Origin of the sequence: Bibersteinia trehalosi USDA-ARS-USMARC-188 (assembly GCF_000521725.1) — a bacterium.
In the GTDB taxonomy this organism is placed as follows: domain Bacteria; phylum Pseudomonadota; class Gammaproteobacteria; order Enterobacterales; family Pasteurellaceae; genus Bibersteinia; species Bibersteinia trehalosi.
Genome location: NZ_CP006954.1, coordinates 722,326 through 746,887 on the forward strand (window position 1 = coordinate 722,326; position 24,562 = coordinate 746,887).

General features: G+C 41.3%; 20 protein-coding genes. 13 read left to right on the plus strand and 7 right to left on the minus strand.

Going from position 1 to position 24,562, the window contains the following annotated elements; all coding sequences use genetic code 11:
- Positions 1-14 precede the first annotated feature (14 nt).
- From F542_RS03485 to F542_RS03500, 4 genes are all read left to right on the plus strand, one after another.
- Positions 15-1,652, plus strand: coding sequence for an ABC transporter substrate-binding protein (locus F542_RS03485; RefSeq protein ID WP_025266915.1), 1,638 nt, complete (start codon positions 15-17; stop codon positions 1,650-1,652).
- Between the two features lie 340 nt (positions 1,653-1,992).
- Complete coding sequence (gene oppB, locus F542_RS03490) at positions 1,993-2,916, plus strand: oligopeptide ABC transporter permease OppB (protein WP_025266916.1); 924 nt, start codon at positions 1,993-1,995, stop codon at positions 2,914-2,916.
- A gap of 9 nt (positions 2,917-2,925) precedes the next feature.
- A complete protein-coding gene (gene oppC, locus F542_RS03495) occupies positions 2,926-3,843 on the plus strand; it encodes an oligopeptide ABC transporter permease OppC (RefSeq protein WP_025266917.1) in 918 nt (305 codons plus the stop codon).
- Between the two features lie 9 nt (positions 3,844-3,852).
- On the plus strand, positions 3,853-5,448 hold the full coding sequence (locus F542_RS03500) for an ABC transporter ATP-binding protein (protein WP_025266918.1): 1,596 nt from the start codon (positions 3,853-3,855) through the stop codon (positions 5,446-5,448).
- A 120-nt stretch (positions 5,449-5,568) separates the two neighbouring features.
- On the opposite strand, the gene plsB is transcribed toward F542_RS03500, so the two are convergent.
- Positions 5,569-8,013, minus strand: a complete 2,445-nt coding sequence (gene plsB, locus F542_RS03505; protein WP_015432907.1) for a glycerol-3-phosphate 1-O-acyltransferase PlsB — start codon at positions 8,011-8,013, stop codon at positions 5,569-5,571.
- 213 nt (positions 8,014-8,226) lie between these two features.
- Between plsB and lexA the strand changes: the two genes are divergently transcribed.
- The 4 genes from lexA to F542_RS03525 all read left to right on the plus strand — a co-directional run bounded on the left by lexA (position 8,227) and on the right by F542_RS03525 (position 12,039).
- A complete protein-coding gene (gene lexA, locus F542_RS03510) occupies positions 8,227-8,859 on the plus strand; it encodes a transcriptional repressor LexA (RefSeq protein ID WP_015432906.1) in 633 nt (210 codons plus the stop codon).
- Positions 8,860-9,052: 193 nt separating this feature from the next.
- Entirely contained in the window at positions 9,053-9,361 is a 309-nt protein-coding gene (gene cyaY, locus F542_RS03515) for an iron donor protein CyaY (RefSeq protein WP_025266919.1), read from the plus strand.
- Entirely contained in the window at positions 9,361-11,184 is a 1,824-nt protein-coding gene (gene recQ, locus F542_RS03520; RefSeq protein ID WP_025266920.1) for an ATP-dependent DNA helicase RecQ, read from the plus strand. The genes cyaY and recQ overlap by 1 nt, the downstream gene beginning before the upstream one ends.
- Positions 11,185-11,193: 9 nt before the next feature.
- Positions 11,194-12,039: a glycosyltransferase family 2 protein gene (locus tag F542_RS03525; protein ID WP_015432903.1), complete on the plus strand. Its 846-nt coding sequence runs from the start codon at positions 11,194-11,196 to the stop codon at positions 12,037-12,039.
- Between the two features lie 81 nt (positions 12,040-12,120).
- Here F542_RS03525 and F542_RS03530 read toward each other — a convergent pair whose 3' ends face one another.
- Positions 12,121-12,531, minus strand: a complete 411-nt coding sequence (locus F542_RS03530) for a DUF2251 domain-containing protein (RefSeq protein WP_025266921.1) — start codon at positions 12,529-12,531, stop codon at positions 12,121-12,123.
- Between the two features lie 63 nt (positions 12,532-12,594).
- Complete coding sequence (eno, locus tag F542_RS03535) at positions 12,595-13,905, minus strand: phosphopyruvate hydratase (RefSeq protein ID WP_025266922.1); 1,311 nt, start codon at positions 13,903-13,905, stop codon at positions 12,595-12,597.
- 201 nt (positions 13,906-14,106) lie between these two features.
- On the opposite strand from eno, the gene lolD reads away from it, so the two are divergent.
- Both lolD and lolE read left to right on the plus strand, forming a co-directional pair.
- Positions 14,107-14,796 carry a lipoprotein-releasing ABC transporter ATP-binding protein LolD gene (gene lolD, locus F542_RS03540; protein ID WP_025266923.1) on the plus strand — a complete coding sequence of 230 codons (690 nt, stop codon included), beginning with the start codon at positions 14,107-14,109 and terminating at the stop codon, positions 14,794-14,796.
- Positions 14,793-16,037: a lipoprotein-releasing ABC transporter permease subunit LolE gene (gene lolE, locus F542_RS03545; protein ID WP_015432899.1), complete on the plus strand. Its 1,245-nt coding sequence runs from the start codon at positions 14,793-14,795 to the stop codon at positions 16,035-16,037. The genes lolD and lolE overlap by 4 nt, the downstream gene beginning before the upstream one ends.
- Before the next feature lie 50 nt (positions 16,038-16,087).
- Here lolE and F542_RS03550 read toward each other — a convergent pair whose 3' ends face one another.
- Positions 16,088-18,388 carry a Tex family protein gene (locus tag F542_RS03550; protein WP_025266924.1) on the minus strand — a complete coding sequence of 767 codons (2,301 nt, stop codon included), beginning with the start codon at positions 18,386-18,388 and terminating at the stop codon, positions 16,088-16,090.
- Positions 18,389-18,550: 162 nt separating this feature from the next.
- The gene (gene htpG / locus F542_RS03555; RefSeq protein ID WP_015432897.1) at positions 18,551-20,431 is read right to left on the minus strand and encodes a molecular chaperone HtpG; all 1,881 of its coding nucleotides are present in this window, start codon (positions 20,429-20,431) and stop codon (positions 18,551-18,553) included.
- 241 nt (positions 20,432-20,672) lie between these two features.
- Here htpG and F542_RS03560 point away from each other — a divergent pair, with 241 nt between their 5' ends.
- From F542_RS03560 to F542_RS03570, 3 genes are read left to right on the plus strand one after another with little or no spacing between them, the layout of a single operon-like run.
- Entirely contained in the window at positions 20,673-21,083 is a 411-nt protein-coding gene (locus F542_RS03560; protein ID WP_015432896.1) for a nucleotidyltransferase substrate binding protein, read from the plus strand.
- Positions 21,076-21,402: a nucleotidyltransferase family protein gene (locus F542_RS03565; RefSeq protein ID WP_015432895.1), complete on the plus strand. Its 327-nt coding sequence runs from the start codon at positions 21,076-21,078 to the stop codon at positions 21,400-21,402. Before F542_RS03560 ends, F542_RS03565 begins: the two co-directional genes overlap by 8 nt.
- Positions 21,403-21,454: 52 nt before the next feature.
- Positions 21,455-22,531: a metallophosphoesterase gene (locus tag F542_RS03570; protein ID WP_015432894.1), complete on the plus strand. Its 1,077-nt coding sequence runs from the start codon at positions 21,455-21,457 to the stop codon at positions 22,529-22,531.
- Positions 22,532-22,556: 25 nt separating this feature from the next.
- Here F542_RS03570 and folK read toward each other — a convergent pair whose 3' ends face one another.
- Both folK and pcnB read right to left on the minus strand, forming a co-directional pair.
- Positions 22,557-23,030: a 2-amino-4-hydroxy-6-hydroxymethyldihydropteridine diphosphokinase gene (gene folK / locus F542_RS03575; protein WP_015432893.1), complete on the minus strand. Its 474-nt coding sequence runs from the start codon at positions 23,028-23,030 to the stop codon at positions 22,557-22,559.
- The gene (gene pcnB / locus F542_RS03580) at positions 23,027-24,553 is read right to left on the minus strand and encodes a polynucleotide adenylyltransferase PcnB (RefSeq protein ID WP_172635302.1); all 1,527 of its coding nucleotides are present in this window, start codon (positions 24,551-24,553) and stop codon (positions 23,027-23,029) included. Before pcnB ends, folK begins: the two co-directional genes overlap by 4 nt.
- Positions 24,554-24,562: the final 9 nt, after the last annotated feature.

Consider the following 24,562-nt stretch of genomic DNA (forward strand, 5'->3'; position numbering starts at 1 on the left):
AGTAGGAGTAAATTATGCAATTGAAATTATCTTATACCCTCGTGGCAACCCTCGTTGCGTCTGGATTGTCTAGTCAAACTTGGGCGGCGAAAGTACCTGAAGGTACATTGTTAGCTGAAAAGCAGCAAATTGTGATCAACAATGGTGCAGAGCCCTCCAGTTTTGATCCACACAAAACCGATGGCTTACCTGAAGCTCAAATTTCATATCAATTACTTGAAGGGTTAGTCACCAAAGATAGTGATGGCAATGAACAACCAGGTATGGCGGTGTCGTGGGAAAGTTCGTCAGATTTCAAACAATGGACGTTTAAACTTCGCCCTGATGCCAAATGGTCGAATGGTGAACTTGTCACTGCCCACGATTTTGTCTTCTCTTGGCAACGCTTAGCCACTCCAACTACTGCCTCTCCTTATGCCAGCTATCTAGATTATCTCAAAGTTGAAAATGCCCAAGATGTGATTGAAGGTAAAAAACAACCGAGTGAACTTGGGGTAAAAGCCCTTGATGATTTGACTTTCCAAGTAACGTTAAGCGAACCTGTGCCTTATTTAGTGGGAATGACAACGCATCAATCAATGCTTCCTGTGCCTAAATCAGTAGTAGAAAAATATGGTGATGCGTGGGTGAAAGTTGAAAATTATGTGGGCAATGGTGCCTATAAATTAGCAAAACACGTTATTAACGAAAAAATCGAATTTGAGCGTAATCCAAATTATTGGAACGATAAAGAAACAGTAATTGAAAAAGCGACTTTCCTTGCGATTCCGAGTACCAATACGGATGTACAACGCTATCGCGCGGGAGAGATCGACATTACTAACTATGGATTATCACCAGAAATTTTCCCAAAACTGAAAGCGGAAATTCCAGATGAGCTGTTTGTGGTGAAAACCCTCAGCACCTATCTTTATGAAATTAATAACCAGAAAAAACCATTTGATGATATTCGTGTGCGTAAAGCACTGAATTTATCGTTAGATCGCACGATTATTACCGATAAAGTATTAGCACAGGGACAAACTCCAACTTATGTCTTCACTCCGCCTTATATTGATGAAGGTGAGCAAATTCAACAGCCAGCTTATTCCAACCAGCCGATGGCAGAACGTAATGCACAAGCGATTAAATTGCTTGAAGAAGTGGGTTTTAGCAAAGCTAATCCGCTCAAATTTACGATTTTATATAACACTAATGAAAACCATAAAAAAGTGGCGATAGCTGCTGCCAGTATTTGGAAAACAAATACCAAAGGTTTAATTGATGTGAAGTTGGAAAATCAAGAATGGAAAACTTTCTTAGATACTCGTCGCCAAGGTAAATCAGAAGTGGCTCGTGCAGGTTGGGCAGCAGACTACAACCAAGCAACAAGCTTTATTAATTACTTCTTATCAAATTCTAGCAACAATACGGCTTTTTATAAGAGCAAAGCCTACGATGCTGCTGTGGCGGAATCTTACCAAGCTAAAGATGCCGCAGGACGGGCGAGTGCTTATGCAAAAGCAGAGGCTATTCTTGCTGAAGATGCTGCAGTTGTGCCAGTCTATAATTACGTAAATACACGTTTGGTAAAACCTTATGTGAAAGGCTATACCGGTAAAGATCCGCAAGATGATATTTTGCTGAAAAATCTTTATTTAATTAAACATTAGTATTGCAAGCGGTTGAATTTCCAAAATTTTTTGCAAAATTTTGTAGCAATTTGACCGCTTGTTTTGTTCTTTTTAAATGTTAATTGGCTGGATATGTTGAAATTCCAATAATCTAGCTCCCTCTTTTAGAGGCACTATCAGGTTCTGTGAATGCTTGTATGTAGGGGCGTACTGCGTACGCCCTAACCTTGTATTTTCTACATTTAAATGTTGGAATTGACATCATTACGGGCGTACGTAGTACGCCCCTACACGAGTATTATCTTCGTTAAACTTAATTTTTCAGAACTTGCTCCCTCAATCCTCAACGAGGGGAACTATCTTCGATAGGACTTAGCATATGTTGAAATTTATTATCAAACGGCTGTTGGAAGCAATTCCGATCCTGTTTATTTTGATTACCTTCTCTTTCTTTTTAATGCGCCTTGCGCCGGGTAGCCCGTTTACCTCTGAAAAAGCCTATCCACCAGAGGTCATGGCGAACATTGAAGCCAAATACCACTTAAACGAACCGCTGTATAAACAGTACGGTATCTACTTAAAAGATCTCTCACAGGGCAATTTCGGGCCATCATTTAAATATAAAGACCAAACGGTAAATGATCTGGTTGCCTCTGCGTTCCCTGTCTCACTTAAACTCGGGATTATTTCATTTATTTTTGCGGTGATTATCGGTGTGTCTGCCGGTGTGATCGCAGCACTCAAACAGAACAGTAAATGGGATTATCTGATAATGAGTTTTGCAATGACGGGGGTGATTATGCCGAGCTTTGTGTTTGCGCCGTTGCTCGTCCTCTTCTTTGCGATTTATCTGAAATGGCTGCCGGCAGGTGGCTGGAATGGTGGGCAACTCTACTATATGGTGTTGCCGGTGCTATCGCTTACCATCGGTTATGTGGCGGGGATTGCCCGTATCACTCGTGGCTCAATGATTGAAATTTTCCACTCCAACTTTATTCGTACCGCAAAAGCAAAAGGTTTGCCGGTGCGTAAAATTATCTTCAAACACGCTTTACGCCCTGCGTTAGTGCCGGTGATTACTTATCTTGCGCCCGCTTTTGTGGGGATCATTACCGGTTCAATGGTGATCGAAAGTGTCTTCGGTTTACCGGGGCTAGGGCAACTGTTCGTAAACGGTGCATTAAACCGTGACTACTCGCTGGTGCTGAGTTTGACTATTCTAGTCGGCACACTCACCATTTTGTTTAATGCGATTGTCGATATTTTATATGCGGTTATCGACCCGAAAATTCGTTATTCATAGGAGTGTGAGATGTTAGCAAACAATAAAACCCAACAATTGGCGGAGAATTTAGCCGACAGCGCCGAGCAAATGGCGGTGGAGGGACGTAGCCTGTGGCAAGATGCACGCCGCCGTTTCTTTCGCAATAAAGCGGCAGTAGCAAGCCTGATTACACTCTGTCTGATTATTCTGTTTATTACCTTTGCCCCAATGCTAATGCCGTTTAGCTTTGATGATACCGACTGGAATATGATGGGGATTGCGCCGGATTTTGAGAGCGGTCACTACTTCGGCACCGACACTGCAGGGCGTGATCTGCTTGTGCGTGTAGCAATGGGCGGCCGAATTTCCCTAATGGTTGGAATTGCGGGGGCGATCATTGCCGTGATTATCGGCACACTCTACGGCACAATTTCCGGCTATTTGGGCGGTGCAACCGACAGCATTATGATGCGTATTGTTGAAATTCTCGGTTCGTTCCCGTTTATGTTCTTCGTGATTTTATTGGTGACATTCTTTGGGCAGAACATTCTGCTGATTTTTGCGGCTATCGGTATGGTGGCGTGGTTGAGTCTTGCCCGTATTGTGCGTGGGCAGACGTTAAGCCTAAAAAATAAAGAGTTTGTTGAGGCCGCGTTAGTTATCGGTGTGCCTCGCCGTCAGATTATCTGGAAGCATATTGTGCCAAATGTGTTAGGTATTGTGGTTGTGTATGCCTCACTGGAAGTACCATCGCTGATTTTATTTGAATCTTTCCTCAGCTTCTTGGGATTAGGTACGCAAGAGCCGATGAGTAGCTGGGGCGCACTGTTAAGTGATGGTGCAGCCAATATGGAAACCCACCCGTGGTTGCTTGCCTTCCCTGCATTTTTCCTCTGCTTAACCCTGTTCTGTTTTAACTTTATCGGTGATGGCTTGCGTGATGCGCTCGATCCAAAAGATAAATAGGTGGTCAAAATGAAGTTATTAGAAGTTAAAAACCTTGATGTTTATCTGAAAACCGATGAAGAGTTGGTTCACGCTGTGAAAAACAGTTCGTTTACGGTGGAAAAAGGACAAACATTGGCGATTGTGGGCGAATCTGGTTCGGGAAAATCGGTCACGTCAATGGCAATTATGCAGTTACTGCCAAAAAACATTGTCAGCTATGGCAAAAATTCCTCGATTTTGTTTGAAGGTCACGAAATTTTAAGCTTAACAGAACGTGAATTACGCGCAATTCGAGGCGATCGGATTGCGATGATCTTCCAAGAGCCGATGACCTCGCTCAATCCTTATCTGCCGATTGGCGATCAAGTTGCAGAGGCAATGAGTACCCATAATTCGCAAATGAGTGAAAAAGAAGCTCTGCAACACGCCCTTGAAATGTTGCAGAAAGTGAAAATTCCTGATGCCGAGAAAAAACTGAAATGCTATCCGCACGAATTTTCCGGCGGCCAGTTACAGCGGATTATGATTGCGATGGCGATCATCAATAAACCGGATCTGCTGATTGCCGATGAGCCGACCACCGCATTAGACGTGACGACCCAAGCGGAAATTCTGGATTTAATGCTGGAACTGCAACAGGATATGGGAATGGCGATCATCTTGATTTCACACGACCTACGCCTCGTGAAAAAATACAGCGATGAGGTGTGTGTGATGCAATACGGTGAAATTATCGAACGGGGTAAAACCGATTATGTGTTTAATAACCCGCAACACCCTTACACCGTAGAACTGCTCACTCCAATTCCAAATAATCATAAAGTGGAGTTGAGTGACAATACTCCAACCCTGATTAATGGTGAAAAACTTTGTGTGGATTATGTGCTGAAACGCTCATTGTTTGGCAAGCCGACCAAAGTCTTCAATGCAGTAAAAGAAATTTCACTTCATTTGAAGCAGGGCGAAACGCTCGGGATTGTGGGGGAGTCCGGTTCGGGAAAATCCACGCTCGGGCGGGCGATTATGCAAATCCTCGATTATCGGGGCAAACTTACCTTTAACGATAAAGAGATTGCTAACCTTTCCAAAGCCGAACGCCAATTACTGAAAAAAGATATGCAGATGGTGTTCCAAGATCCGTTTAACTCACTCTCACCACGTTTGACGGTGGGGGAAATTATCGGTGAAGGCTTGGCAGTGCATTATCCGCAAATGAGCAAAGCGGAGCGCCGCCAAAAAGTGGCGAAAATGTTGGAAGAAGTCAATTTATCGCCTGCGATGATCAACCGTTATCCGCACGAATTTTCCGGCGGACAACGCCAGCGGATTGCGATTGCCCGTGCAATGATCTTAGAGCCGAAGTTTGTGTTACTCGATGAACCGACCTCAGCGCTCGACCGCTCAACCCAGATCACGGTAGTCGAACTGCTGAACAATCTGCAACGTAAATACGGGCTAAGCTATATTTTCATTAGCCACGATTTAGCAGTGGTACGGGCATTAAGTGACCGTGTGATCGTAATGAGTCAAGGCGATGTGGTGGAAAGCGGTAGCGTAGAGAGTGTGTTTCAAGCCCCTCAGCATGTTTATACCCAACGTTTAGTTGCAGCTTCGAATCTCTAAGTGGCTTCTGAGCGCATTTGTAGATTTTTGATAAAAATCGACCGCTTGCATACTCATTTAGCAATATAAAATGGGGTAAAGCTTTTCTGGCTTTACCCCATTGTGATTTAACTAACTGATTTAAACAGAGTGTTCTTCTGCTTTTTCTAGCTTGGTCATTGCCCCTTGAATGGTATGCTGCACCTCTAGTGAGATTAGCGCTCGTAGCAGTGCTTGGCAATCTTGGACTTTTTCTGCAACCGCTTTACCTTCATGGTCGAAGTAGCCTTCTGCTTTTAAGGTATTACTGAATGTTGAGAAGAGCGCTTTATCAAAGAATTCTGGTGCATTAATGCCATGTAACACTGAAAGGCGTTGAGCGATAGAACGGCTCTCTTGCTCTAATTCCGCACGGCTACACTCAGGCTGTTCTAATAAAATGCTTAAGCTAATGTAATAACGTTGTAGCAATTCACGTACTCCAGCAGAGTAAAGCTGCAATGAGCGAATTTGGCTACGGTTGATCATAAGCATCTCGCTTTCATCTTTAATTAAAGTTTGGCGGCTAAACTCATGAATAATCGCTTCAATTGTTTGGCGGAGTTCGCTCTCATCAAAATGCATAAACAGTTCCGCTTTTAAGAACGGATATAGACGTTGTACACTTTGAATCACTAAGTCTTTGGAAATCGCTTCATGGTGTAAGACAATATTGGCAACCAGCGAAGGTAAGACAAATAAATGTTGAATATTATTGCGGTAATAGGTCATTAATACCGCAGATTCACGATCTAAGCGAATCAACTCACCAAAATTATCTTTTTCCGAAATTACACCGGAGCGCGGTAGCGTAATGACATGATTTAACATTGTCTCAACATCATCGCTTGGTAATGTGATATCTGCAGTATAAGGCACATTTTTAAATAATTGCATCATACTGCTCATTTGCTCAAGTAATTGCTCACGACTTAACGCACGTTGGCGTGAAGCTAATAAAATTGAGCCAATTAAGTTTTTTGCATTAACTGCTGCAGCATTATTGATATTCACCATTACTTGCTTCGAAACAGCTTCCACTGCTTCATTAAACCATTTTGGACGGCTATTTCCATCTTCAATCGGCTCTTTCCATTCAGGATAATGTTGATTGAGGTAGTGGTTTAGCGCAATTGGCTCGCCAAAGTTTACATAGCCTTGTCCAAGGTTTTTCAATTTTTTGATCACTCGTAATACTAAGCCCGCGTTCTCTTTCTCTTTTTCTGCTCCACGCAATTCTTTGGCATAGGTATCTACTTCTAAGACATGCTCATAGCCAATATAAACAGGCACAATGCTAATTTGGCGAGTTAAACCACGTTGTAGAGCTTGTAGTGTCATCGACATCATACCTGTTTTAGGTTCAAGTAAGCGTCCTGTGCGAGAACGGCCACCTTCAATAAAGTATTCCACGGAATAGCCACGATAGAAAAGTTCTGCAAGATATTCACGGAAAATTGTAGAATAAAGACGGTTACCTTTAAAGGTACGGCGAATAAAGAACGCCCCCCAGCTACGGAAAATCGGACCAGCAGGGAAGAAATTCAGATTAATGCCTGCCGCAATATGTGGGGGCACTAAACCTTGATGGTATAAAATATAAGATAATAATAAATAGTCCATATGGCTACGGTGACAAGGCACATAGACAATTTCTTGTCCTTCTAGAGCAAGTTTACGCACTCGATCGGCGTATTGCACATTGATACCTTGATAAAGCTTATTCCATAGCCAACTCAATACTCTGTCGGCTGCACGCAAGCTTTCATGGCTCACTTTAGCAGCAATTTCATCCATAATTTTTTCTGCTTCTTTACGCGCTTTTTCTGGTGAGCTTTTTGGTTTTTTCGCTTCGTCTTCAATCGCTGCTAGAATGGCTGGTGATTGTAGTAATTTATTAAACATGGCTTGGCGATCAGGGAGGCGAGGGCCTGTTGCCGAATAGCGCTGTTTTGCAAAGTGCATTTTGGCGACACGTGCGAGTTTTTGTGCAATATTCGTTTCCGCGCCATGAGTTTCTACCATATAACGTAATGAAACAGCTTGTGAGAAACGTATAAAGTTGTCTCGTCCAAACCAGAGCATAGTCATAATACGTTGAAAATAGCCAAGTAGCTTTAATACCGGTAAACCACCTTTTTCTTTACCAGGCGCACGCCCCCATAGTACGGAAACCGGAACCACTTGAACATCAAGATCTGAGTTGTTTTTATGCAGGTCTAAATAGCGATAGAAGAGATTTTCAGTTTCGCTTTTTGCACCTTTCGATTTAAAGAAACGGCGACCTTCATCTAAGAAAACAAAGCGTGGTAATGTTTGGCCATCGATCTCATTATGCCCAAGAGGATCAGGCAAATTTAGGGCAAGGCAGTTTTTTTGCAGAATTAAGAGATCGGTTTGAGAGGTGTAAGGAAGAACATAAATAATAGGCTGCTCAATTTTAAGTGATAATTCATTAATTGGATCTGTTGGAATTGAGCGAGATTTGACTAACAAAGAAAGTGGTAGGTTTAGTACCTGACGATAAACATTAAGCAATGCAGACATTTTTCTATCCCTTTTAGTAATTATACTTTGGACTAAAACGGAGCAAGTTTAGCATAAAATATGAATTTTCGCGGCAGATTATCGCTAAATCGCGCAACAAGCGCTGGGTTTTGGTAATAAATTTGCATAAAAAGTAAAAAATCAGGTTACAAATTTAGATTAACTGTATATAATGCCAAAGTTTTCTGTATATAAAGACAGTGGGGTTATTTTATGGCAAGACAGCAACATTTAACCGCTCGCCAACAAGAAATTTTTGATTTCGTTAAACAACATATTGAAACGACAGGTATGCCTCCAACGCGTGTTGAAATTGCACGTGAAATTGGTTTTAAATCGCCTAATGCTGCAGAAGAACATTTGAAAGCACTTGCGCGTAAAGGCTATATTGAAATGCTTTCTGGGACTTCGCGTGGTATTCGAATCTTGGTTGAAGATGAGGCAGCAAATGATGATGAGGGGCTACCTTTAGTTGGTAAAGTTGCTGCAGGTATTCCAATTGAGGCGATTGAGCATATTGAAACTCATTATCCAATTAAAGGAGATATGTTTTCACCTGCTGCGGATTACTTATTACGCGTAGATGGTAACTCAATGGAAAAAATTGGTATTTTAGATGGTGATTTGCTCGCAGTACATAAAACAAAATCGGTGCGTAATGGACAAGTAGTTGTTGCCCGTGTTGATGACGAAGTAACGGTTAAACGCTTTGAACGTAGTGGCGATTTAATTTACCTTTTACCAGAGAATGATGATTTAAAACCGATTGTTGTTGATCCAAAGGTTTCTTATATTGAAATTGAAGGATTAGCGGTCGGAGTGATTCGCAGTAACTCTTGGATGTAATTATTTGAATTAAATTCAAATTACGCGAATAAATATAAGTAGTGAAACCGGAAGGCTTTAGCTATTTTCTTTGCTCAAGGAAGGAAAGTAATAAATTTGATGCTTTAAAGAATATTTAGATAAAAAAATATTGAAAAGCGGAGAATAACCTTTCAGAATATGTAATTTTTATTACAGAATTTAAAGAGAAATTATGAATATTGCGGAATTTCACCAAGAAATTGAACAAGTGTGGGAAAAAATTGAAGAGCGACTTGATGAACAAGGTTGTGATATAGATTGTGAGATTCAAGGTGCGGTAATGACGCTCACTTTTGATGATGATTCACAAATTGTGATTAATAAGCAAGAAGCCATGCTTGAACTTTGGTTGGCAAGTAAATTAGGTGGTTTCCATTTCGCTTTTCGTGATGGGGAATGGCTAAGCAATGAAAATCGTTCCTTCTGGTTACATCTTGAAGAAGCGGTAGCTCGTCATGGAGAAACAGTATCGTTTAGCTAATGGCAATCTCTACCCCTTCTCCTCTTGCAAAAGCCAAAGAGGTTCTACATAACGTTTTTGGTTATCAGTCTTTCCGACAAGGTCAGGAAGAAGTGATTCAGGCAATTCTGTCAGGACAGGATTGCCTTGTCATTATGACTACTGGTGGTGGAAAATCGTTGTGTTATCAAGTGCCCGCCTTATGTCTTTCTGGCTTAACTATCGTGATTTCGCCTTTGATCTCGTTGATGAAAGATCAAGTTGATCAGCTATTGACGAATGGAGTTGAGGCAGGTTATCTCAATTCTACGCAAACCTTAGAAGAGCAGCAGCACGTTGAACAGAAAGCTATCGCAGGACAGCTCAAACTGCTTTATCTCTCTCCTGAAAAAGTGATGGGCAGTAGCTTTTATCACTTTATCTCATTATGTAAGATTAGCCTTATCGCTGTTGATGAAGCGCACTGTGTGTCTCAGTGGGGGCATGACTTTCGCCCTGAATATACTTTACTTGGTGGTTTGCGAAAAACTTTCCCAAATATACCGCTTGTTGCGCTTACAGCAACTGCAGATCCTACTACCCGAGCGGATATTATTCAGCATTTAGCTCTCAATCAGCCACATACTTATTTGGGTAGCTTTGACCGTCCAAATATTCGCTATACGGTGCAAGAAAAATTTAAACCGTTTGATCAGTTGCTTAAATTCATTCAGACACAGCAAGGTAAAAGTGGCATTGTGTACTGCAATAGTCGTAAAAAAGTGGAAGATATCACTGCTAAACTCGCTGCACGTAGAATTTCTGTGATGGGCTATCATGCTGGGATGAGTATGCAAGAACGAGAGACGGTACAAAATGCTTTTCAACGTGACAATATTCAAATTGTGGTCGCAACCGTTGCTTTCGGTATGGGGATTAATAAATCGAATGTGCGATTTGTGGTGCATTTTGATTTGCCAAGAAGCATTGAATCTTACTATCAGGAAACGGGTAGAGCAGGACGTGATGATTTACCTTCAGAGGCGATGCTACTTTATGATCCTGCTGATTATGGCTGGCTACATAAGGTATTATTGGAAAAACCAGAGAGTGAACAACGTCAAATTGAGCAGCATAAATTACAAGCAATAGGCGCATTTGCAGAGTCTCAAACTTGTCGCCGATTAGTGCTGCTTAACTATTTTGGGGAATCGCGTCAGAAAAATTGTGGCAATTGCGATATTTGCCTTTCGCCACCTAAAAAGTATGATGGTCTAGTTGATGCACAGAAAGTGATGTCGGTGATTTATCGAACAGGGCAACGCTTCGGTTTACATCATGTTATTGCTGTCTTGCGAGGTTTAAATAATCAGAAAGTAAGGGATTTCCAGCATGAGACGCTTTCGGTTTTCGGCATTGGCAAAGAGAAATCGCAAGAGCATTGGATAAGTGTTACTCGTCAGCTTATCCATTTAGGATTTGTTCGGCAAAATATCACGAACCACTCAGCATTACAGCTCACAGAACAGGCCCGCCCTATATTACGTGCAGAGCAGGGGCTGGAATTGGCGATGCCAAGATTAGGTTTTTCTGCAACTGCATATGTGCAAAAACAGGTTAGTCGACGTAATTATGATAAGGATCTATTTGCTCGTTTGCGTTTTTTGCGCAAGCAAATTGCAGATAAAGAGAATATTCCACCATTCGTGGTATTTAATGATGCAACTTTACAAGAAATGGCAGAGTTTTTACCAACGGATGAAAACGCACTGTTGAATATTAACGGGGTGGGAGAACGTAAATTGGATCGTTTTGGTGAGCTATTTTTAAATTTAATTCGAGAACACTTACATAATCGAACGTAAGGATATTGTATGCAAAATATGGAAAAACTAACAAAAAGTGTTGCAGTCATCACTTCAACTATTGGGCGAGCAGAGTTAGAAAGAGCAATTCAAAGTGTGCAAAATCAGACTTATCCTGCCAAGCATTATATTTTTGTCGATGGTGATAAATACCATGATAAAGCGCGGGAAATTTTGGTGAAGTATCCTGAAGTGATAGTGACTTATTTACCTATGAATACCGGTGCAGGCGGCTGGACAAATAGTGCAATTAATGCGATAGCACCTTATTTGATCAAAGAAGATATTTTCTGTTATTTGGATGATGATAACTGGTATGAGCCTAATCATATTGAAAGCTGTGTTAATACATTAATTGAAACGGGGGCTCCTTATGTTTATGCATTACGTAATTTATATACACAGAAAAATGAGTTCATTTGCCAAGATATTGTAGAATCAATAGGTTTTTATCGTAACCTTGTACAATATCCAATTACGGTACCAATTAATGAGACAGTAAATGCAGACTACTCTAAAAACAAATCCTTCCATATTGATACTAACTGTTATGCTATGTTGCGAGATGTCGCGCTTCAAGTTGCACCGAGTTGGTATAGTGGCAAAAATAATGATACCAATGTTTTTCATCGCTTAGTTCGTTTGAAATTAGAAGGTAAATGTACTCATTATTTTAGTGTGAATTATGTGATTGAACCTGCGAAGCAAAGTAACTTGCCACCAATTTTATTAGAGATGGATCCCGATGAACTAGTTGAATTTTATAGTGATATTTTTAAATTAGAAAATCGGCTACAAAAACAGGCTTATGAAGATAATGGCGGTGGTAATAAATTTTGGGAGTTTAAAGCTTAATTAGTAGCTGAGTATTAGCGTTTACAGATGTAATAGAGATTTCCTTTTATGTAAAGGACGCACTATAGTGCGTCCTTTCATTTATCTTAACCATTTCTCCACTAATTCATTAGTCGTTTCTTTATGCACCCATATACTGCCAAGTTCTGGCATTGGGAATTTGGTGTGGTTGTAGCCGACAAATTGACGGAAATCGAATACTGCGTGTGGATAGCCGTTGATCAGTAAAAAGGCTTGATAACCATCTTCACTCCAACAAATTTCTAAACGGCGGGGTTCTTTTAATGAATGTTGCTCAATATCACTCACCCGAAACACAAATAAACTATCCACCACTGGTTGTTCGGTTTGATGTAAGTCCATTGCATAAAAATAGCCGCTTTCTTCATCAATCTCAAACATCACCACTAAATGTTCGTGTTGGGTAGAATGCGCTCCATTGCGGTAAGGTTCGTTTAATAAAATATGATCAGTTAAAACAGAATAGAGCATTGAAGTATCCTTATAAGCAAAATGCCACTGATTTCTCAGTGGCATTTCAAGATTTTCGAGCGATTATGCTTGACCTTTAATCTCTTTACGACCGTTGAATGGAGCAGGTGTTCCCGCTGCTGCCAAACGTTCTTCGATACGGATTAATTGGTTGTATTTAGCAACACGGTCTGAACGGCTCATTGAACCGGTTTTGATTTGACCTGCTGCGGTACCTACTGCTAAATCTGCAATGGTTGCATCTTCAGTTTCACCGCTGCGGTGAGAGATAACAGCTGTGTAACCTGCATCTTTCGCCATTTTGATTGCAGCTAAGGTTTCAGTTAAAGAACCAATTTGGTTGAATTTGATTAAGATTGAGTTTGCAATACCGTTTTCGATACCACGAGCTAAAATTTTGGTGTTGGTTACGAATAAGTCATCGCCTACTAATTGTACTTTATCGCCCAATACTTTAGTTTGGTATGCAAAACCTTCCCAGTCAGATTCATCTTGACCGTCTTCGATAGACACGATTGGGTACTCTTTGCATAAGCCTTCTAAGTAGTGAGTGAACTCTTGTGAAGTAAAGGTTTTGCCTTCGCCTTTCATATCGTACACATTGCGTTCTTTATCAAAGAACTCAGATGATGCACAGTCCATCGCTAAAGTTACGTCTTTACCTAACACATAGCCTGCTTTTTCAACTGCTTCTTTGATACATGCTAAAGCGTCTGCATTTGAAGCTAAGTTTGGTGCGAAACCACCTTCATCACCTACCGCAGTATTTAAGCCTTTTGCTTTTAATACTTTCGCAAGATTGTGGAACACTTCAGCACCGATACGGAGAGCTTCTTTTAAGGTTGAAGCGCCAACCGGTTGAATCATAAACTCTTGAATATCTACGTTGTTGTCTGCGTGCTCACCGCCATTGATGATGTTCATCATTGGTAATGGCATAGAGTATTGACCTTCAGTACCGTTTAAGATTGAGATCCACTCATATAATGCTTTACCTTTAGATGCTGCAGCTGCTTTTGCATTTGCTAATGATACGGCTAAGATTGCGTTTGCACCGAAGTTAGATTTATTTTCAGTACCGTCTAAGTCGATCATAATTTGGTCGATCTCAGCCTGTGCAGTTGCATCCTTACCCACTAATGCGTTAGCAATCGGGCCATTTACCGCTTCAACTGCTTTTAATACACCTTTACCTAAGAAACGACCTTTGTCACCGTCACGTAATTCTAATGCTTCGCGAGAACCGGTAGATGCACCAGATGGCGCAGCCGCCATACCCACAAAGCCACCTTCTAAGTGAACTTCTGCTTCTACAGTTGGGTTACCACGAGAGTCGATAATTTCACGACCAAGCACTTTAACGATTTTTGCCATTTTAAAGTTCTCCATTAAGAGTTAAGTTGAAATAAAACTGGACGGGATTTTAAAGGGATTTTGCCTTTTTGTCTTGTAAAAAAGTGATCTGCTTCACAAAATCTAAAAGGAATTTGATCGAAAGGGGTTATTCAAGCAAAATAGTATTTGGATTTGCCGACAAGCGGTCGGTTTTGGCAAAAAAATGCAAAATAGATGACAATGAAAACAACAGAACTCTTACGCTGTGAAAATATCAGCAAATTTTATCAAGAAGGTGAAAATCAGGTTCAAATCCTGAAAAATGTTAATTTCTCAATGAAGAACGGTGAATTAGTGGCGATAGTTGGTAGTTCTGGTTCGGGAAAAAGCACATTGTTGCACACCTTAGGGGGGCTAGATCAAGCCAGTACCGGTGAAGTGTTCATAAAAGGGCAATCATTACAACGATTAAGCAATAATGCCCTAGCCAAACTGCGTAATGAGCATTTAGGTTTTGTTTATCAATTTCATCATCTGATGGCAGATTTTTCTGCGTTAGAAAATGTGATGATGCCAATGTTGATTGGTAAGCAAAATAAAAATGAAGCAAAAGATCGCGCAGAGGATATGTTACGCTCAGTTGGTTTAAGTCATCGCATTACGCATCGTCCTTCAGCACTTTCTGGTGGTGAAAGACAACGTGTGGCGATTGCCCGTGCTTTAGTGAATAATCCTGCTTTGGTACTTGCTGATGAACCAACGGGAAATCTCGATCAAAAAACCACTGAAAGCATTTTTGACTTAATTAAGCAATTAAATGCTGAACAAGGCATTGCTTTCTTGCTAGTCACTCATGACTTAAATTTAGCCGCTAAACTCAATCGTACGCTAACAATGCGTGATGGCGTGTTAATGGAGAATCACAAATGAATACCCCGTTTTTTATTAGTTGGCGTTATCAAAAAGGTAAGCAGAAAAATCGGTTGGTTTCTTTGATCTCTCTTTTTTCTAGTATTGGTATTGCGTTAGGTGTTGCGGTACTCATTATCGGTTTAAGTGCAATGAATGGCTTTGAGCGCGAGTTGAATCAGCGTGTTCTTTCGGTGGTACCGCATGCCGAAATTCAAGGCTATGGCAATGAGAACATTATTCAAGCGGGGCAAAATTTAGAAAAAATTGCAAAAAAAATTGAAGGAGTTCAAGCTGTATCGCCTTTTATTACGTTTACTGGACTAATTGAAAATGGCACGCAGCTTAAAATTGCTCAGGTGCGCGGCATTGATGCAGAGAAGCAAGAGCAGGTTAGCCAACTGGCACAATTTGTTCCTAGCGAACAATGGCAAGCTTTTAAACAGCATGGCGGGTTAATTTTAGGTGCAGGGATTGCGCGTGATTTAGCAATTGAGGTGGGAGATGAAGTCACACTACTTCTTCCAGAACCAACAGAAGACGGCAAGTTAGCACAGCCATTGCGTTTTAGTCTTGAGGTCACAGGTATTTTGCGTTTAGATGGACAGCTTGATCACAGCTATGCGCTACTGCCGTTGCAAACGGCGCAAGAATTGCTTGAGTTGGATAAAAATCACTATTCTGGTATTGAGCTTTCTGTCGCAAAACCGTTTGAAGTACGACAGCTCCGTTTTGATGCCCTACAGCATTTTCCGCAGCCACTTTATTTGCAAACGTGGATCGACAAATTTGGTTATATGTATAACGACATTCAGTTGATTCGGACTGTAATGTATATCGCGATGGTTTTGGTAATCGGTGTGGCTTGTTTCAATATCATTTCAACACTTGTAATGGCGGTAAAAGATAAACAAGGTGATATTGCGATTCAGCGAACATTAGGTGCGAATGATCGTTTTATTAAGCAAATTTTCCTCTGGTATGGCTTACTTTCAGGAATGAAGGGAGCGGTTATTGGCGTGTTGATAGGGGTAATACTCTCTCTAAATTTAACGCATATTATCAAATTCGCTGAGAATCTGTTTGGCGTAAAATTATTATCTGGTGGTATCTATTTTATTGATTTTTTACCAAGTGAAATTCATTGGCTGGATATTGTCTGGGTACTGCTTGCGACTATTATTTTAAGTCTTGCCGCGAGCCTTTACCCCGCGATGCGAGCCGCAAAATTAGAGCCGGCAAAAGTGTTAAGCGGGCATTAAAAACTGGGCGGAAGATTCCGCCCAAATTATTTGTCACTTTCACTATAGTGTTATTTCTTCCAACCTTTTAGTGCATCGGCAAAAGCATTATTCACGAAAGATTGATTTTGGCGAGGTTTTTGCTCTGTACGATCCGTTTTGCGATTTTTTTCACGATTTTGACCGCTTGTACTCTCCGTCGGTTTATCTTCTAAACGCATCGTTAAAGCAATCCGCTTACGAGCTACATCTACTTCCAGCACTTTCACTTTGACTACATCACCTGTTTTCACCACTTGATGCGGATCTTCCACAAAGCTGTTAGACAGCATAGAAATATGCACTAAGCCATCTTGGTGTACGCCAATATCCACAAATGCGCCGAAGTTTGTCACATTCGTTACTGTGCCTTCTAAAATCATACCGACTTTGAGATCAGAAATTTCTTCCACACCGTCCATAAAGGTCGCCGTTTTAAATTCCCCACGTGGATCTCGTCCCGGTTTTTCTAACTCTTTAAAAATGTCGTTTACCGTTGGTAAACCAAATTGGTCGTCCACAAAATCTACGGCGTGTAGGCGATGAATTTTGCTCTCATTGCCCATTAACTCCGCAAGGGTTGATTGCGTGGCTTGCAAGATTTTCTCTACCACAGGATAAGCTTCTGGGTGAACCCCTGAGGCATCGAGCGGATTTTTGCCGTTGGAAATTCGCATAAAGCCAGCACACTGTTCAAAGGCCTTCGGCCCTAGACGAGGCACTTTTTTCAATGCTGCGCGAGATTCAAAACGCCCATTTTCATCACGATAGGCAACAATGTTTTGCGCTAATGTTTTGGTCATACCCGCAACTCGAGCAAGCAATGGTGCAGAAGCGGTATTTAAATCTACCCCCACCGCATTCACACAATCTTCCACCACCGCATCTAATTTACGTGCCAATTGGCTTTGATTGACATCATGTTGATATTGCCCTACGCCAATGGCTTTCGGCTCAATTTTTACCAATTCCGCAAGCGGATCTTGCAAACGGCGAGCAATAGAAATCGCCCCGCGCAAGGAGACATCTAATTCAGGAAATTCAGCCGCTGCCAGTTCAGAAGCGGAATAGACCGAAGCCCCAGCCTCACTCACCACGACCGTTTGCGGTTTCCAATCGGTTTGTTTAATCAGATCTTTGGCAAAACGTTCGGTTTCTCGAGACGCGGTACCGTTACCAATCGCAATTAAATCCACATTATGCTTTTTGCCCAACGTATAGAGCGTTTGCATTGCCTGAGCGGTTTGCCCTGTGTGGGGATAAATGGTGGCAGTATCCAGTAATTTTCCTGTGTTATCTACGACGGCGACTTTTACCCCTGTACGCAAACCAGGGTCTAGCCCAATGGTATTTCTTGCACCAGCGGGAGCAGCCATTAACAAGGCGGATAAATTACGTGCGAATACGTCAATCGCTTCATCTTCGGCTTTTTCACGCAATGCCGACATCAATTCCGTTTCTAAATGCAAAGCGGCTTTAATTTTCCACGTCCAGCTAATCACTTGTGCACGCCAGCTATCCGCAGGTTGGTTATTTAAAATAATGCCCAAATGCTCACGAATAATCTCTTCACAATAGGATTTTGCCCCTTCTTCATTATTAGGATCGGCATTTAAAGAGAGAGACAAAATTCCCTCATTTCGCCCACGAAACATCGCTAAGGCTCGGTGTGAAGGCACGTTTTTCAGCGGCTCGCTATGGGCAAAATAGTCGCTAAACTTCACGCCCTCTTCTTCCTTGCCGTCCATCACTTTACTTTCTAAGGTTGCGTAAGCGGTCAAATGTTGGCGTAATTTTGCAAGCAGTTCGGCATCTTCTGCAAAACGCTCCATCAAAATATATCTCGCCCCATCTAAGGCACTTTTCACATCAGCCACATTTTCATTTAAATAGCCAAGTGCTGCCGTTTCTGGCGTTTGACTTGGATCGTTCCAAAGCAATTCTGCCAATGGCTCAAGCCCATTTTCAATCGCAATTTGCCCACGAGTACGGCGTTTGGGTTTATAAGGCAAATAGAGATCTTCTAATTCAGTTTTGCTTTCCGTTTGCTCGATTTTTAGGCGTAGCTCATCGGTCAGTTTGCCTTGCTCATCAATGGATTTCAAAATGGTTTGACGGCGATCATTAAGCTCACGCAGATAAATTAGCCGTGTTTCAAAATGGCGTAATTGGGTATCGTCTAATCCCCCCGTTACTTCTTTACGATAACGAGCGATAAATGGAATGGTATTGCCTTCGTCTAAAAGTGTCAGTGCGGCAAGAATTTGTTTTGGCTGTACGCTCAGTTCAGCGGCAATGATTTGGGAAATTTGGGAATTGAGAGAGTCACTCATTTTCTATCCTGTCTGTATATGAGAATGTAGGAGAAGTTGTCCTATATTGGTTAAAAATCTGCAAAATCTTACCATAAATCCTGTTGTCACGCTGTAAGCGGTCTGTTTTTCCTGAAAGTTTGCAAAAAGAAAGGCGAAATCTAAAGATTCCGCCTTTCATCATTAGCCTAGTAATTTATTCATTCGTTTAATAAACGCGGTTGGGTTTTCTAAGGTGCCTCGTTCAGCCAGTAATGCTTGTTCAAACAACAGTTCAATCCAGTCGTTAAACTCATCATCACCTGCAATATCCGCCACTTTTTTCACCATTGCGTGATCAGGGTTTAACTCAAAGGTATATTTCACTTCTGGTGCGGTTTGCCCCATTGCGGCAAAAAGTTTCGCCATTTGCGTGGTCATTTCATCGCTCCCCGTAGAAACTACCGCAGGCGTGTCGGTTAAGCGATGGGTGAGTACCACATCTTTCACACGTTCGCCAAAATAACCTTTGGCACGTTCTAAGAATGAACCAAATTCTTCCGTTTGAGCTTTTTTGCTCTCTTCATCTTCTTTATCTGCCAGATCGCCTAAATCTAAATCTGATTTTGTGATGCTTTGCAGTGGCTTGCCGTCAAACTCGGTGAGATAGCTCAACATCCATTCGTCCACACGATCAGAAAGTAGCAACACCTCAATGCCTTTTTTGTTAAACAGCTCTAAATGTGGGCTATTTTTAGCCGCTGTGTAGCTATCCGCAGTGAGATAATAAATCGCTTTCTGCCCCTCTTTCATTCTTGCAATATAATCGGCAAAACTCACCGCTTGTTCGCTGGAATCCGTATGAGTTGAGGCAAAGCGGAATAATTTTGCAATTTGCTCTTTATTGGCAAAATCTTCGCCCACGCCCTCTTTTAACACCAAGCCGAATTCTTTCCAGAATTGTGCATATTTTTCACTGTCGTCTTTTGCCAATTTTTCCAATAGCTGCAAGGCACGTTTAGTTAATGCGGTGCGAAGAGATTGGGTAACACGATTTTCTTGTAAAATTTCACGGCTCACGTTAAGCGGTAAGTCGTTTGTGTCTAACAAACCACGCATAAAACGCAGATAATTCGGCATAAACACTTCGGCATCGTCCATAATAAACACACGTTGCACATAAAGTTTTAAACCGTGTTTTTGTTCACGTTGGAACAGATCCCAAGGGGCTTTGCTTGGCACATAAAGTAAGCTGGTATATTCCTGTTTACCTTCCACTTTATTGTGCGACCAAATCATCGGATCGGCAAAATCGTGGCTGATATGTTTATAGAACTCTTTATATTCGTCATCAGAAATTTCATTTTTTGAACGAGTCCACAACGCTTGAGCTTTATTGATTTTCTCCCATTTTGTGCCCGTTTCTTTCCCCTCATCATCGTACTCTTTGCTTTGAATTTCCACGCTCAGTGCGATGTGGTCGGAGTATTTTGCGATAATTTCACGCAAACGCCATTCACTTAAAAAGCCTTTTTCATCTTCACGCAAATGAAGCGTAATTTCTGTACCACGATCTTTTTTCTCAATATCGGAAACAACGTATTCCCCTTCACCTGCGGATTCCCACAGCACACCGTTTTCTGCACTCTCGCCAGCGGCACGGCTTTTCACCGTTACCTTATCCGCCACGATAAACGCAGAATAGAAACCGACCCCAAATTGCCCGATAAGTTGGCTATCTTTTGCCTGATCTTGCCCGAGATTGGCGAGAAATTCTTTTGTGCCTGATTTTGCAATCGTGCCTAAATTATCAATAATCTGCTCACGGTTCATACCGATACCGTTATCCGAAATGGTAATCGTACCTAGCGTTTCATCTACCGACACACGCACACGCAATTCCCCATCGCCTTCATATAAAGCAGGTTCGGAAAGGGCTTTAAAACGCAACTTATCCGCCGCATCAGAGGCATTAGAAATCAACTCACGCAGGAAAATTTCTTTGTTGGAATAGAGAGAGTGGATCATCAGTTGTAATAACTGTTTGACTTCTGACTGAAAGCCACGAGTTTCTTGATTTGACATTCTTTTTCCTTATTAACATAAAAAAACGCCCCCTAGATGGGGGAAGTTTGGAAAATTTCAAGTAAACAAGCGCTGTATTTAGCGTATAATTTTGCAAAATTTCAAACGCTTAAAAATGACCTTAGAGACAGGGTTTATCTCGTCTATAAAAACGGACAAACTATGATAATGAGCCGGTATAAAGCCTCTCTCTACAAAAAATTATGCGTATAATTTAACAAAATAAAAAAGGAATAATGCCATGAATCCCCCTGATATTTCACCACTACAAAATGCCGTCAATCGCTTACAAGAAGGGCTGGCTCGTTATGAAAGGGACATTAGTGATGATCAAATTAGAGATGGTTTAATTCAACGCTTTGAATTTACTTATGAATTAAGCCATAAAATGCTTAAACGCTATTTAGAATGGACATTGCCAAACCCTGCTGAATTGGATGAGATGACTTTTCAACAGCTAATTCGTACTGGCAATGAACAAAATCTATTAAAAGGGAACTGGGACATGTGGCGGAAATATCGGGATATGCTTTCACGCACCAGTCATACCTATGATGAACAAACAGCATTATTGGTTGTTGCCGGTATTCCTGAATTTTTAAGCGAGGCACAATTTTTATTACAGCAATTATCGGGGCGGCTAAATGGTTAAACTTGCCTTAACAGAACAAGAGAAAAGTATCGTTTTAGCCATTTTACAGCAACATATTCCAAGCCGAGAAGTGTGGGCATTTGGCTCAAGAGTGAAAGGCACTCATAAGCCTTTTTCAGATTTAGATTTAGCCATTATAGGTAATCAGCCGCTTTCATTAGATGAACACGCAATACTTGCCGAAGCCTTTGATGACGCACCGCTGAATTTTAAAACCGATATTTTAGACTGGGCGATAACCAGCGAGTCTTTTCGCCAAATAGTGCAACAAAAGTATGTTGTCTTACAAAAACCAAATGCTGAATTAGATAAACAATGAAATTCTCATTTACCGTATAATTTAACAACCTTAAAAAAACATTAGAGAAATCATGGAATTCCGCTATATCATCATCAACATCGTTGCGATTACTTCACTACAACTGCTGATTTTTTGCTTTGTTCGTACACTAAGTTGGCTATTTGGTTGGCAGAAAAGCACTCGTAAAAAAGTCGGCTGGACACTTTATTTAGGCATTAACAGCATTTTGCTTGTGCCGTTTTTAACGCCTTATAAAATCTTCCGCCCAATGGCGTTTATTTTGGTGTTTTTATGGTTTGCTTTTTTAATTAGCCTTGCCACACTCACATTAAATAAATTGAGTGGTTGGCGATTAAACGCTCTGCTGAGAAAGGTGTATCCCGTTGCTTATTTGGGTTTAATTGGTTTTGCCTTATTTAATGCTTATGTGCCACAAGCGGTACATTTTTCGGTAAAAATTGATAAACCGTTGAAAGAGCCAATCCGTATTGGTGTCGCAAGTGATACCCATCTAGGCATATTGTTTGGGGCAAAGCAGTTAGATAAATTGGCTGAGATTTTCCAACAAGAAAAGGTGGATCTGATTTTAATGCCGGGGGATATTATGGACGATGATACCCTTGCCTATGAAGCAGAAAATATGCAATCCTCGCTGTCAAAACTGGCAGCTCCACTTGGGGTGTATGCCACACTGGGCAATCACGATTTCTTTGGGCAACAACAAGCCATTTATCAATCGATTGAGCAAGCAGGGATTAAGGTGTTGTGGGATCAAGCGGTAGAAATTGACGGAAAATTTGTCATTATTGGTCGTAATGATGATTTATACCGAAACCGTCCAACCGCAGAGCAGATTTTGCATAATGTGAATACCGCATTACCCGTTTTTTTAATGGATCATCGTCCAACGGATATTGTCGCTCATAGCCAATTGCCGATTGATATTCAGGTCTCAGGGCATACCCATAATGGGCAAATTTTCCCTGCAAACTTTATTGTAAAAATGCTTAATCGTTTAAGTTATGGTTATGAAAAAATTGGCTTGGGACACTATTTTGTGACATCAGGTTACGGTTTTTGGGGCGTACCAATGCGTTTAGGCTCTCGTTCGGAAGTGTTTATTATTGATGTGGAAGGGCAGAGATAATATAAGGGGCGTCAGCCCCTTTCTATTAGTTAAAAATGTGCATCTGATGCTCTTTAAATACTTGATAAAGTGTATAGAGTTGTTCGCCATTCGGTAATACCAAATCCGGATTTAATTCATACAATGGCACAATCACAAATTCACGATTTTGCATGTCATAGTGCGGTATGGTTAAACGCTCGTTTTGAATTATTTCATTGCCGTAGAGCAGAATGTCCAAATCAAGCGTTCTTTCTCCCCAACGGCGTAGGCGGACACGCCCTTGTTCATTTTCGATACTTTGTAGCCAATTGAGTAGTTCAAGTGGAGCAAGGTCAGTATCAAATTTTACCACTGCATTGACATAATCGGGCTGATCTTGTGGACCGAGAGGTTTTGAACCATAAAAAGAGCTCACTTGTAGATTTTTTGCCGATTTTTGTAAAGTTTCGACCGCTTGCTTCAGTTGAGCAAGCGGATTTTCTAAATTCGAGCCGAGAGCCACATAAACGGTTGTCATGCGATTTCTCCTGTTAGTGCTTTTTTCTTACGATAAACACGGCGGCGTGGTTTACGTTTTTTCTTTGGTTGCTCGTCTTTAAAAGAGGGAATATGTTTCACGTTTTTGAGCTGTTCAGCACGCTGGGCTTCGTTGCTGAATTGGAACTCATGCCACCACGCACTTAATTCCACTAAATCGCCTCCTTCAATTTCCGCACGCATCACCAATAAATCAAAGCCTGCACGGAATTTGATATGTTCTAGCGTTTGCATTGGACGTTTACCTGTGCGTTTTGGGAATTGAAACTGCAACTGCCAAATATCACGAATAACTGCTGTATGACGGCGATGCAACGCTACGGCTTTACAACTTTCAGCGAGAATATCATTTGCCGCAAGTTGCATGGCATCATAAGGGTTTAAGCCACCTTCATTTTTGAGTTCGTCAATTTTTTCTCGCAGTGGATACCAAAGCAGTGCAGCAAATAAAAAGGCAGGATTGACTCGCAAATTATCGCGAATACGATCATCGGTAGATTGTAGCGCTTTGCTAATCATTCTCTCTGCATTGCTATCTTGATGCTCAGTGAAAAATGGCGTTAAAACAGGGAAAAGCTGTTCAAATAGACCATATTGGCGTAATAATTCATAAGTTTTGAAGCCCGCGCCTGATTGTAATAATTTAAGCGATTCTTCAAATAAGCGGGCAGCAGGGATGTTCCCCAGTAAATATGCCATTTTTTTGATGGGGGTATCACTTGCTTTATCCAAGAACATATCCAATTTTGCCATAAAACGGATCGCACGTAGCATACGGACAGGGTCTTCTTGGTAACGTTGTACAGGATCACCAATTAAACGCAGATGTCCTGCTCGAATATCGTCGATACCATTAAAAAAATCAAAAATCAGATTATGCTGTAGATCGTAATAGAGTGAATTTACGGTAAAATCTCGACGTTCAGCATCTTCGCGTAGAGTGCCGTAAACGTTATCACGTAGAAGCATTCCTTCTTCGCTTGTTTTAGAAATTTTGTCGTTCGAGCTTGACTGATGGTTGCCGCGGAAAGTGGCAACTTCATAAATTTCACGACCGAACACAATATGCGCTAAGCGGAAACGTCGGCCGATGAGGCGGCACTGTCTACCAAAAATTTTTTGGATTTCTTCAGGGCGAGCATTAGTGGCAATATCAAAATCTTTGGCTTTATGTTCAAGTAACATATCGCGTATGCAACCGCCGACTAAGTACGCTTGGTAGCCGTTTTGTGTCAATTTATTTACAATGGCTACGGCATTTTTAGGGAAATCTTTAGGACTAATATCATAATAACTCGCATCTTTGGCAAATTTTTTGTATTGGATATGCGGGCTATTAGAATCTTTATTATTTTTCTTTTTAGGCGCCCCTTTGCTAGCACTTTGTCGTTTTTCTGAAAATGCTGGAGCAGTGCGGTGCTTTTTGCCGTCTGGAGACTTAAGTGCTGTCGTATTTTTCTTAGCTGACTTTTTAGTAAACAGCGATTTAATATAATTAAAAATAACTCACCT